Genomic DNA, 12,290 nt, shown 5'->3' with positions numbered 1-12,290 from the left:
AATTCAGGAGTTCATTAATGGGGGATAAACATGCATGAAAACGCTTCCTTTATATGGTTTTTTGACATATGATAGCAATAGACATAGGTTAGGAGGAGACGGTATGACAGGAAAGTATAAACAGTTTGAAACGGCAGTCATCCATGAAGGATATGACTCGAAGAAGCATTTAGGAAGCTTGGCAACACCCTTATTCCAAACCTCAACATTCACTTTCGAAAATGCCGAGCAAGGGGAAAGGCGTTTTGCCGGTATGGAAGATGGATATATTTATTCTCGCCTTGGAAATCCAACGGTACAAGTACTTGAAGAAAAGATTGCCGCTTTGGAAGGAGGGGAAGCTGGCCTTGCTTTCGGTTCAGGTATGGCTGCCGTTTCAGCAGTGCTTTTTGCGTTAACAAAAACAGATGACCACATCCTGTGCTCACAGGGGCTATATGGTTGTACATTTGGCCTCCTTCAGCTAATGAAAAATAAATACCGCATCACACATGATTTTTGTGAAATGGATTCAGAAGAACAGGTAAGGAAAATGATCCGGCCGGAAACGACCTGCATATATGTGGAAACCCCTATCAATCCGACGATGAAAATGATTGACTTACAGATGGTGGTGAGAGTTGCGAAGGAATATAATGTGACGGTCGTAGTCGATAATACGTTTGCGACTCCCTACCTACAGAGACCGCTTGAAATATGGCTGTGATATCGTCCTTCATAGCGCTACGAAATATCTTTGCGGGCATGGTGATGTCGTTGCAGGCCTTGTCGTCGGTAAGAAGGAATTCATGAATCAAGTAGCCGGGACTACACAGAAGGATATCGGTGGAATCATTTCACCATTCGATGCCTGGTTACTATTACGGGGGCTGAAGACCTTGCCTGTCAGGATGGACCGTCATTCGGCCAATGCAATGGCAATCTTTCAAGAACTTAAGAAACATCCAAAGGTGAAAAAGGTATATTATCCAGGTGATGTAGCTTCACCGGATCATTATATAATGCAAAAACAAATGAAACATGGCGGCGGCCTTATCTCTTTCGAACTGCATGGCACAAAACAGGATGCACAGGAATTCCTCAATAAATTGAAACTTATCAAAATTGCCGTAAGTCTAGGTGATGCTGAAACATTGATCCAGCATCCCGCTACCATGACGCACTCTGCCGTTCCTGAAGATTCACGGGAACAAATGGGCATCAGTGACCAGCTGGTCCGTCTCTCAGTTGGCCTTGAGGCTTGGGAGGATATCTGGCAAGATCTTCAGCAAGCATTTTAGGGTAACATATACCTTATTTGTTCTTCCTATTTTGAATGAAGATGGTGATGGATACGATAAAAGTGATGGCAGCCAGGATATAAGAAATGTCTGTGATTATCGGATAGGCGTCGCTATTTCGTATCCCGATGCCTATGAATGCCCAAACGAATACGAGAGGATAGCACCAATCCCGGTTTTTACCTGCAAAGACAAAGGCCAAGGCTGTTGCTGCAATCAGCAGGACGATCGTCCAGGTTATACGGGAAGCCCCAAAACCGTCCCATTTGATATAGGTGAGGTAATAAGAAATGTCAGCTATGGTTGCAACACTTACCCAGCCTGTATATACGGAAAACGGAAATAGGTCAAAAGTATCATGATCCACTTTTTTCATTCTTGTATATATGACCATTAAAGTAGCCAATAGAGCAATGATAATGAATACGGATAACAAAAAGCGTTCATAGTGCCAAGCCAAAAGCCAAGCGCCATTCAAGACACAGCTTAAAGCAAACCAAGGATAGGATGCCTTATATGCAGGGCTTTTTTGATGTTTACTTAAAAACTGCCTGAATACCCAGATGGCGAGCAGGAAATAGATCAAGCCCCATATGGAAAATACATAACCGGCAGGAGTGAAAAGGACATCCAGTTTATCGGAAATCTCTCCTGATGTTTGGCCGTTCAATGGCAGGAAATTGGCTAAAAAATTCATCGTGACGACGAATAGATAGAAAATCAAGTTAATGATGGAAATAATCATCGGCTTCCTCCTTGTATGAATGGTGATCCTTCTAACCTTATTCCACATATTCAGCCTGGTTAACCTTTTCGGAGCACATCGGGGGTACTTGGAGACATTTTTCCATAAAAAGAGGAAGTTCCTGTAACAATGGAACCATTTAAGGTTAGAAATTTTACTTCTTCACTTTATGGTGATAAAATATTCAAAGATTCATATTATTTTAGTCCTTCGGGGTCGGGTGAAAATCCCAACCGGCGGTGATGAAGAAATTCTAAGCCCGCGAGCCTGATAAAGGCAGGATTTGGTGAGATTCCAAAGCCGACAGTACAGTCTGGATGGGAGAAGGACGTGTGGAACCCAAGTGTATACGTATGCCTAATTTTTCGAAAATGAAAATATTAGGCTTTTTAGGTATACAATTTTTTTCACTCATTTCTCCTGCTAACTCCTTAGGTCATCCTATGGGGTTTTTTATATTTTATAAAAGGGGGAAAAACATGTTTACGGGAATCATTGAGGATATCGGTACCGTGCATTCCTTAAAAAAAGGAAAAAGCAGTATGGAGTTATCGATTCGTTCTGAAAAAATCCTTGAAGATGTGCAACTGGGGGATAGCATTTCAGTCAACGGGGTCTGCTTAACGGTAACATCCTTCACGAAAAGTTTGTTTACGGTCGACGTGATGCCGGAAACGGTCAAAGCTTCCACGATCCGGACATTGAAATTGGGATCACCTGTTAATCTCGAACGAGCAATGAGTGCACAGGGGAGGTTTGGCGGTCATTTTGTTTCAGGTCATATCGACGGAACCGGAACGATCATAAAAAAAGAACGGAAAGAAAATGCCGTATATTATGTAATCCAATTGGATGATGGGCTTGGTACCTTCTGCATTCCAAAAGGTTCCGTGGCCATTGATGGAACAAGCTTGACGATATTTGGGATCGAAAGGAACCTTTTGACTGTATCACTGATTCCATTGACTCATCAGGACACCATATTGGGACAAAAAGCGGCTGGCGATATCGTTAACATCGAAAACGACATGATAGGGAAATATATAATACATCAAATGAAAAATGGCAATCCGAAACCAGGACTGAATTTAGAGTTTTTGGCAGAGCATGGATTCTAATAAAAGGGCGGTGTAATGATGTTCCATACAATAGAAGAGGCAATAGAAGATTTGAAGGCTGGCAAGGTAGTAATCGTATCCGATGATGAAGACCGTGAAAATGAAGGGGATTTTGTAGTGTTGGCCGAAAAGGCGACACCGGAAGCGATTAATTTCATGGCGACCCATGGACGTGGTTTGATTTGTACCACCATCACTGAAGAACTGGCAGCGAAATTGAAACTGCATCCTATGGTAGGTGAAAATACCGACCATCATGGCACTGCTTTTACGGTAAGTGTCGATCATAAAAGCACCTCTACAGGAATCAGTGCTTTTGAACGGTCCTTGACCATCCTTGAACTTCTTAATGAAGATTCTGTCGCTGAAGATTTCCAAAGGCCTGGTCACACTTTTCCGATAGTCGCTAAAGAAGGCGGCGTATTAAGTAGGGCAGGACATACGGAGGCATCGGTGGACTTGGCAAAGTTATGCGGTGCCGCTCCAGCTGGTGTCATTTGTGAAATCATGAATGAAGATGGGTCAATGGCCCGCGTATCCGATTTAGAAGTCATCGCTGATAAATTTAACCTGAAATTCATTACGATAGCCGATTTGATTCGGTATCTTGAACAAAATGATTCAATTGGGAAACAGGAACTTGAACTGAACATCCCTAAAGCTTGAATGATTATTAGAAATTAAATCTTAACGTGAAAGAAATGATATTGTTTTTTAAAATTAGGAGGAATTAGACATGGGGAAAACTATTGAAGCACAATTAATCGGATCAGGATTGAAAGTCGGAATCGTGGTAGGAAGATTTAATGAGTTTATCACAAGCAAGCTTTTAGGAGGGGCATTGGATGGCCTTAAGCGTCATGGCGTTGATGAGAATGATGTTGACATCGCGTGGGTCCCGGGTGCATTTGAACTACCGTTAATTGCTAAGAAACTTGTGAATACAGGTAAATATGATGCTGTAATCGGTCTTGGAACGGTAATCAGGGGTGCCACTTCACATTATGATTATGTCTGCAACGAAGCAGCTAAAGGCATGGCTTCCGTTTCATTGGAAACAGGTGTACCGGTTATCTTTGGTTTGCTGACAACTGAGAATATTGAACAAGCCATTGAACGTGCAGGAACAAAATCAGGTAACAAAGGATATGAAGCTGCGGTTAGTGCCATTGAAATGGCCAACCTCGGAAAATTAATCGAACAATGATTTCACATAAGGAAGCCACAGGGAATAACATTCCTGTGGCTTTTTTTAGTTGTCCAGTTGAAAATACCTTTATTTCAGAGTAATGTGTTTTTAAGTATAAATCATGGAAAATAAAGAACAATTAGGGAATTTCAAAAAAAAAAACGAACAAAAGCATCACGTAATGGAAGCATGATAAAATATGCGGATATGATTATGCTACAATTGTAAAGATTGCAATTGAAATTCATGACTTTAGGGAAAAGTAATTTTATTAGTTATTAGGAGGGGTTTGTGTGTACCATCTCTTTACACATAATGATTTAGATGGAGTCGGCTGTGGCATTGTAGCTAAGCTGGCATTCGGAGAAGATGTAGTGGTCAGTTATAATTCAATTGGGCGCCTTAACCAGAATGTAGGAGCATTTCTTGAGCAGGCTAAGATTGAAGATACATTGATTGTTACTGATCTATCGGTTGATGAAGATAACGAAAAAATGATTACTCAGTTTGTGGAAGATGGAGGAAAGGCACTGCTGATTGATCATCATAAGTCAGCACTGCATTTGAACGAACATGATTGGGCATCTGTAACTGTGGAACAGGAAGATGGTAAACAGACGGCAGCGACATCTCTATTCTATCAGTATGCAGTTGAAAATAAATTGCTGGAACCTTCAAGCATTGTCGCTGAATTCGTTGAATTGGTTCGTCAATACGATACTTGGGAATGGGAAGTCAATAAAAATACAACGGCAAAACGATTGAATGACCTGTTTTTCATGATTCCGATAGAGGAATTCGAAATGAAAATCGCAAATAAGCTGTCCACGGCTGAAAGCTTTACTTTTGACGAAGTGGAGCAAACCCTTCTTAATGTTGAAGAGAGTCGAGTAGATCGGTACATAAACAGGAAAAAAAGAGAAGTCTATCAGGCTACGGTCGGTCCCCATACAGCTGGTGTGGTCCATGCAGAGTCATACCACTCGGAATTGGGTAATGAACTGTCGAAAGAGTTCTCGCATCTGGATTATATAGCCATTCTGATGGTAGGAAGTAAGAGAATCAGCTTCCGGACAATCCACGATGATATAGATGTTTCTGAGGTTGCCGGCAAGTACGATGGGGGCGGTCACCAAAAAGCCGCCGGTTGCACCATGTCCGAAAAGGCATATAGCCAATATGTTGAAAAGACCTTCCATGCCGAGCCCCTTAAACGAGACGCACATAAGAATCAATTGAATGTAAAGGAGTCCCCAGAGGGTTGCCTATATTCAACGAGGGACAAACAGGACATATTCATCTATGAAGATGAAGAAGAGGAATGGATTGTTGAAATCAACGGAAAACAACAGAAAAAAACATTCGATACTTTTGCGGAAGCGGAAAAATACATGAAGCGGAAACACGCTGCATGGCTGGCCCATGATGAAAGGTATGAAGAGTTCGTCAATAAAGGTTGAATAAGAAAGCGGCTGTCCGAATGGGACAGCCGCTTTTCAATCTTCCATTGTCATTCATGATTTACCTTTTAAGCGGGACAGGATGAACGATCGTGCGGGACTGTTTTTTCGGAATGGAATTTTGGCGATGTAGAATTGCATTGATTTCACCGCCGATTACAAAAATCAGACCACTCAAATACAGCCATAGCATCAAGATGATCACGCCTCCCAAACTGCCGTAAGTGGAAGAGTAGTTGGAAAAGTTACTGACATAGAATGAAAATCCAAGTGATATTCCCAGCCAAAGTACAGTTGCGGTCACTGCCCCTGGGATGACATGTTTAATGGGAAAACTTTTATTCGGTGCAAAGCGATATAAAAAGGCCAGGACAAGTGAGATGACCACAACCGCGATGACCCACCGTAATAAGCTGAATAATATTTGCGTTTCCTCAGGGATCGGAATGACCTGCTGTAATAAATCGATGATGACTTTTCCGAAGACGGGGAGACCCAACATGACGATGAATGCTACAACCAGGCCTAATGTCAATACAATGGAAATGATGCGGGCTTTGATGAAATTCCTTGTTTCTTCTACATCATAGGCGATATTCATGGAATGGATGAACGCATTCATTCCGTTGGAAGCCGACCAAATGGTCCCAAGGAAACCAAAAGTCAGTAAGCCGCCGTTCCGTTCAGATAATATGTTGATGATATTTTTCTCGACGACTTCCATCGTTTCCGCAGGCATGAAGGTTTTTATCGTGTCAAGGGCTGTCTGAATATCGATGTTCAGATAAGGTAATATGGACAGAAGTAAAATGAGCAAAGGGAATAGTGCCAGTAAATAGTAATAAGCTTGTTCTGCCGCCAGCCCTGTAATACGATCTTCCTTTATTTCTTTAATCAGCTTCTTTGAAAATTTTATCGACTTATTCATCTGGGCATCACTCCTGAATAGTTACTTAGGTTATCTCTTCTTTTCCCTCTGGTCATGTAAGTTAATCCTCAAAACAAAAGAAATTGAAAGTTCTAATCGGCGCACTTGTAGAAGCTTGTGATAATGACATAACCTCATAATAAACAAAAACAAATTTGGGGAGAGGAAAATCTATTTTAAATGCACCAGTAAAGTGCAAAATCAGAATGATGGAGCTGAAGAAATGGCAATCCAAGGATGATCGACTTTAGCCTATTTTTATGACACTCTTTTTTGGGGGATTTTACAGTTAACTGTAAATAGGTGCTGTTGATACTTCAAGCCTATGAATAATATAGTTAAACACTACTACTAGGTGATTTTATGCCTTCTTTATAACAAGTATAATAATTATGATAGCAAGTTATGGAAGGTAAACAGAAAAAAGGCCAGACATCAATGTCTGGCCTTTTTTCTCTATTGCACTTCTTTTCCCTGTTCCTTTTGAACCTTCGGAGGGGTCCATTTGAAGACTTTATTTAGGATATTATAGATGTGTTTGGATTCCTTGGTCAGGATAGGTCCAAGAATCGCTAAGGTCAACACATATAATGCAGCAAACGGGGTGAGTATAGGCATTAAACCGCCTGCAATGCCTAAGTTGGCTAAAATGATGGAGAATTCGCCGCGTGAAACGATTGTTAAACCGATGTTTGCGGAAGCTCTGTGAGATAAACCGGATTTGCGTCCGGCAATCATACCAGCTGCAAAGTTACCGATTATGGTGATGATGACTGCTCCAAGAACCATCCAGACTGCTCCCCCAAGGGTCGTCGGATCGATACTCAAGCCAAAGCTGAAGAAGAATATGGCCCCGAAGAAGTCTCTAAAGGGAATGACAAGTTTTTCAATCCTGTCGCTATGTTCCGTTTCCGAAAAGACTAGGCCGAGCAATAATGCACCAATGGCTTCTGCAACATGAATCGTCTCCGAGAAACCTGCAATGAAGAATAGTAACGCGAACACGACAATGATAAATATCTCATCTGAGGTTATATTGAATAATTTATTCAATACCCCAGAAGCCTTCCGGGCAATAACGAAGAATATCAGCATATACCCGATCGCGATAAATGTAGAAAGTAATGTTCCCCAAACGGAACCAGAAGAGCTTAATACCAATCCGGATACGACTGATAAATAAACAGCGAGGAAGATATCTTCAAACATGATAATACCAAGGATTAGCTCCGTTTCATTGTTACCGGTCCTTTTAAGGTCCACAAGTACCTTTGCCACAATGGCACTTGATGAAAAGCTGATAATCCCTGTTAGTATCAGCACCTCTTTTAATGGGAGTCCGAGCAGGAAACCGTACAGCAAGGCCATTCCCACGTTGATTAAAATGTAATAGGTTCCGCCTGTCACGATATTCTTCCCGGACTTCATGAGTTTTTTTACGGAAAATTCAAGCCCTAGGTAAAACAGAAGGAATAAAATACCGACACGGCCGAGGAAGGCAATGATTTCATCACTTTCAATGAAACGCAGGTCAATTAATCCGAAGTGCGGGGCATGGGGACCAACAAGCATCCCGATGATAATTAATAGTGGAACATTTGATATTTTGAATTTACCTGCTACGAGAGCGGCTAATGCCACTAGAAGTAGGGCAGTTCCCACTTCAAAGACTAAATGGTCCATATGAGCTTAGTCACTCCTTTCGTCAGTCAATAATTCTCTTGTCAGGTTACGGATATCTTTTCTTTCACCGGATATCACAAGAGTGTCGCCTGTTTCAATGATGGAGTCAGGACCAGGATTACTCAATTGTTTTTTTCCTTTTTTAGAATGGGCGATGACGGTCACGTTATAATTACTCCTGATATCAATCGAACCGATTGTTTGATTGATGGCCTTTGAACCTGGTTCGACTTTGAACCATTCAATCACCAAGTCACCCAATGACATTTCAATTGTTTCAAGTGCTTGTGGTTTATAAACCATACCGCCTATGATGGAAGCCATTTGCCGGGATTCCTGATCGTTAAGGGTGATGCTCGATATGACGTCCTCATGTTCATTATCAAAATGGTATAATTCCCGACGGCCGTCATCGTGAATGACGATTACTAACTTTTCATCATTTCTCGTTATGATTTCGAATTTTTGGCCAATACCAGGAAGTTCACTTTCTCTAATTCTCACTGGAATTCCTCCTTAAAATGTTGGTTAGAGTTAAAAGAAGATAGCAGGATGTTTATAAGTTAACGTCAATATTCGTTTTGAATTTCTTCTCCTTGGATATGCCGATGTACTTTAATGTCTCCGATGGACTGGAATGATGGTAATGCTTCTGTATCAAGGCCAGTGAAACTCCTTGTTTATAGGCATGGTAGCCAAAAGTTTTACGCATCGAACTTGCTCCGAATTTGCCTGTCAGCCCTGCACCTTCCACTGCATCATGGATGATTCGGTGCGCCTGTTGACGTGTTATCGGCTTTTTTGTCTTAGGGGAAAGAAATAAAAATTGACCTTCGATAACCTTAGAGCCTTTAAGGTATTCTTGTAACGCGGTACGGACTTTCAGATTCAAATAAATTTGATTGACTTCGTCATTTTCCGTCCGTTGTTCATAGAACTCCTTGATTTTTCCCGTTTCATCCAGAACGCTGGCCACGGTGATTTCAAGCATTTCATTTATCTTCATACCTGTATTGATGCCGAGTACAAACAATAAATAATCCCGAGTGGAGTGAGCGCGTAGGTATGTTTTTATTTTGCTGATTTGGTTGATATCCTTAAAGGCTTCTACATATTCCATAAATCTTCTCCTCTTGCTAATGTAACATAATTACATTATAACACAAGTTATGTAACATTGCATACATTTAGTCCTGAGGTGATTTCTATCCAAACAGTAATGCATGCTATCGAACGTAAAAAAACCTTTTCTTTATTCTCTGCTCAAACGAGGTGAATTATTTCAGGGAAGTTATTTAATGTGGAGATTACTGTTTGCATCATCGAGGATATCAGCCTGGAATGATAAAAAAAAGAAACCCCAAGTTGGGGTTTCCTCATCTTTTTAGTACACGGCTTTTTGTAGTTTGTGAATGACCTCAAGTGAAAGCCCGGTTCCGATGGCAACTGATTCAAGCGGGTTATCTGCAAGTTGGACTGGGACGACAATTTCATTCGTCAGCCATTCTTGTATCCCGTTGAGAAGTGCACCCCCGCCGGATAAGATGACACCTTGATCGACGATATCCCCGCTCAATTCAGGAGGACAATCTTCCAAAGTGGCCCTGATTGCTTCCAGTATATGAAGAAGCGACTCCTGAATGGCTTCCTGGACGTCAGTGGATGATATTGTAATCGGCTTTGGAAGACCCGTTACAAGATCGCGGCCCCTGACTTCCATGCTGATCGCGGAATGTTTAACGAGTGCGTAGCCGATTTCTTTTTTTATTTCCTCGGCTGTTCTTTCCCCAATCAGCACATTATGTTTTTTTCTAACATATTGGCTGATATCTTCATCCAATTGATCTCCACCAATTCTGATTGAATTGCAAGAAACGACGCCGCCATAAGAGATGATCGCGACCTCAGTCGTTCCGCCGCCTATATCAACGATGACATTGGCAACAGGCTCTTCGACAGGCAGGCCCGCACCTATTGCAGCTGCTACTGGTTCCTCGATCAGGTGGACCTGTTTCGCTCCGCAGCTTTTGACTGCATCCTGAATGGCCCTTCTCTCAACTGATGTGGAACCTGATGGTGTACAGACCACTACACTAGGTTTGCGAATCGATAAACCTAGGGCCTTACTTGCTTTTTTCATGATTTCCCGAAGCATTTGCGCGGTTACATTAAAATCCGCAATGACACCATCCTTAAGCGGACGGATTGCCACGATATTTCCGGGTGTTTTCCCGATCATGTTTTTTGCATCCACACCGACTGCCAATACTTTATTAGTCTCTATATCAATGGCCACCACAGATGGCTCATTAAATACGATTCCTTTATTTTTACTGTAAACTAGCGTATTTGCAGTCCCTAAGTCAATGCCTATTTCTGTATTTGATAACATTTAGTCACCCCTCCATAAGAGTTTGACCCCCTATATACTCATTCTACCTTTTATTGCGAGTTTGTGGGGGTGGGAAATCTAGTAAATGGTGGAATTGCCATGCCGTTTCTTTTCAGAGAGCGAAAAAATGATCTAAATATAAAAATGCACTGGCGATGGCAAGCGAGCGGATAACGGCAAATGTCCAATTGTAACCAATCAACTGATATCGGAAAGGCTGATGGCGTCAACATTCTGCTATTGTAAATAGTGACCCTTCATATGTACCGTTTTTAATATATTTCACATAGCGCACCTCGCTTCAGTCGAAAACAAGCATGGGTGGCAGCTTTGAATCAGCTTAATTTATGTTAAGATATAGATGAAAATCCGCTTAGATAAAGAAGGTAATTTTGTGAGTGCAAATTTAATCGAGAGTAAGAGTTTTAGAGTCATCTTTACAGCTTTTCTAGCCTTCCTAGGTGGTTATGCGTTTGATAGCCTTGGAATATACCTGCCATGGATGCTTGGACCATTATTCGTCGTGATGATCGCGAAAGTTAAGTTAAGGAAGTACTTGTTTTGGTCTAAAACTTTTAGAAGTACTGGATTGGTCATTCTAGGTTTACAACTGGGCAGTTCATTCACGAAACAATCGTTGAATGAGATGATTGAATATCTGCCTGTTATGCTTTTTACAACAATTGCAATCATTTCATTTACAGTGTTGACTGGCTGGTTTGTAGGAAAACGGATGAACTTATCCTTGGGCACATCCATGCTTGGAAGTTTTCCGGGAGGTCTTTCGCAGATGGTGGTCTTAAGTGAGGAAATGAAGGATAGTGATGAAACGGTAGTGGGTTTCATGCAAACACTGCGGGTCATCCTTGTGATATCCATTGTTCCTTGGATTGTGACTCATGTAATGTCAGTTGAATCAGGTGCGGTAATGGCCGTATCGGAGCGGCCGTTTTTCTTATTTGAATATGATGGGAAATTAGCCATCATGATGTTGTTAACCTTGCTATTATTCATCCTCATCACAAAGAAGGCGAATTTTCCGCTGCCTTTTTTGCTAGGACCTCTCATGGCTGCAGCACTTTTCAATTTAGCAGGCCCAGGTGCCCCGCAGATTCCTGACTTTTGGTTGAATTTGTCGCAATTGTTGATCGGCGCACATTTAGGCTACACACTTAAGGTTGATAATCCCCGACTTTTCAGAAAGATGTTCGGGGCTGTATTCGTCAGTAATGTCCTATTGATTGGATTTTGCTATTATCTTTCCATTCAGTTTGCTCCGATCTTATCTTTGCAGCCGAATGAATTATTTTTGAGCATGGCGCCAGGCGGCGTCGCCGAAATGGCCGTCACAGCCATGTCTGTGCATGTGGATTTATCAGTTGTCACTAGCTTTCATTTATTCAGAATCCTATTCATTTTATTTTTTCTGTCCCCCGTCATAAAATGGCTGGTTGGAAGAAGCAAGGGAAAACAAGAACAGGGACAAAGCTGACAG

The 12,290-nt window shown here is 41.6% G+C and carries 10 protein-coding genes, 2 pseudogenes and 1 riboswitch; of the genes and pseudogenes, 6 read left to right on the top strand and 6 right to left on the bottom strand.

Translation table 11 applies throughout. The features are described from left to right. The first annotated feature begins 103 nt into the window (after positions 1 to 103). Positions 104 to 1,280, top strand: a pseudogene (gene megL / locus ACQKFG_RS17750) (methionine gamma-lyase). Positions 1,281 to 1,293: 13 nt separating this feature from the next. Here megL and ACQKFG_RS17745 read toward each other — a convergent pair. After that, a complete protein-coding gene (locus ACQKFG_RS17745; protein ID WP_427561170.1) occupies positions 1,294 to 2,025 on the bottom strand; it encodes a TspO/MBR family protein in 732 nt (243 codons plus the stop codon). 202 nt (positions 2,026 to 2,227) lie between these two features. Next, a riboswitch (FMN riboswitch) is annotated at positions 2,228 to 2,358 on the top strand. 146 nt (positions 2,359 to 2,504) lie between these two features. Here ACQKFG_RS17745 and ribE point away from each other — a divergent pair. The 4 genes and pseudogenes from ribE to ACQKFG_RS17725 all read left to right on the top strand — a co-directional run bounded on the left by ribE (position 2,505) and on the right by ACQKFG_RS17725 (position 5,792). Then, positions 2,505 to 3,143 carry a riboflavin synthase gene (gene ribE / locus ACQKFG_RS17740; RefSeq protein WP_342615015.1) on the top strand — a complete coding sequence of 213 codons (639 nt, stop codon included), beginning with the start codon at positions 2,505 to 2,507 and terminating at the stop codon, positions 3,141 to 3,143. Positions 3,144 to 3,161: 18 nt separating this feature from the next. Further along, positions 3,162 to 3,800 (top strand): annotated as a pseudogene (ribB, locus tag ACQKFG_RS17735) (3,4-dihydroxy-2-butanone-4-phosphate synthase); the annotation flags it as partial. Between the two features lie 79 nt (positions 3,801 to 3,879). After that, positions 3,880 to 4,350, top strand: a complete 471-nt coding sequence (gene ribH, locus ACQKFG_RS17730) for a 6,7-dimethyl-8-ribityllumazine synthase (RefSeq protein ID WP_048685088.1) — start codon at positions 3,880 to 3,882, stop codon at positions 4,348 to 4,350. Positions 4,351 to 4,625: 275 nt separating this feature from the next. Continuing rightward, positions 4,626 to 5,792: an oligoribonuclease gene (locus ACQKFG_RS17725; RefSeq protein WP_349729761.1), complete on the top strand. Its 1,167-nt coding sequence runs from the start codon at positions 4,626 to 4,628 to the stop codon at positions 5,790 to 5,792. 61 nt (positions 5,793 to 5,853) lie between these two features. On the opposite strand, the gene ACQKFG_RS17720 is transcribed toward ACQKFG_RS17725, so the two are convergent. The 5 genes from ACQKFG_RS17720 to mreBH form a co-directional block, all read right to left on the bottom strand. Then, positions 5,854 to 6,720, bottom strand: coding sequence for a YihY/virulence factor BrkB family protein (locus ACQKFG_RS17720; protein WP_427561165.1), 867 nt, complete (start codon positions 6,718 to 6,720; stop codon positions 5,854 to 5,856). Positions 6,721 to 7,176: 456 nt separating this feature from the next. Then, positions 7,177 to 8,403, bottom strand: coding sequence for a cation:proton antiporter (locus tag ACQKFG_RS17715; protein WP_098370480.1), 1,227 nt, complete (start codon positions 8,401 to 8,403; stop codon positions 7,177 to 7,179). 6 nt (positions 8,404 to 8,409) lie between these two features. Further along, complete coding sequence (locus ACQKFG_RS17710; RefSeq protein WP_098370481.1) at positions 8,410 to 8,907, bottom strand: cation:proton antiporter regulatory subunit; 498 nt, start codon at positions 8,905 to 8,907, stop codon at positions 8,410 to 8,412. 52 nt (positions 8,908 to 8,959) lie between these two features. Beyond that, positions 8,960 to 9,523, bottom strand: coding sequence for a tyrosine-type recombinase/integrase (locus tag ACQKFG_RS17705; RefSeq protein ID WP_427561161.1), 564 nt, complete (start codon positions 9,521 to 9,523; stop codon positions 8,960 to 8,962). Positions 9,524 to 9,787: 264 nt separating this feature from the next. Next, entirely contained in the window at positions 9,788 to 10,795 is a 1,008-nt protein-coding gene (gene mreBH / locus ACQKFG_RS17700; protein WP_192207756.1) for a rod-share determining protein MreBH, read from the bottom strand. Positions 10,796 to 11,189: 394 nt separating this feature from the next. On the opposite strand from mreBH, the gene ACQKFG_RS17695 reads away from it, so the two are divergent. Beyond that, the gene (locus ACQKFG_RS17695; protein WP_192207758.1) at positions 11,190 to 12,287 is read left to right on the top strand and encodes an AbrB family transcriptional regulator; all 1,098 of its coding nucleotides are present in this window, start codon (positions 11,190 to 11,192) and stop codon (positions 12,285 to 12,287) included. Positions 12,288 to 12,290: the final 3 nt, after the last annotated feature.

The organism is Peribacillus sp. NPDC076916 (assembly GCF_050269675.1).
Classification (GTDB): domain Bacteria; phylum Bacillota; class Bacilli; order Bacillales; family DSM-1321; genus Peribacillus; species Peribacillus aracenensis.
Note: the sequence above shows the minus strand (reverse complement) of the source record. Positions and strands in the feature narration are given on the sequence as shown.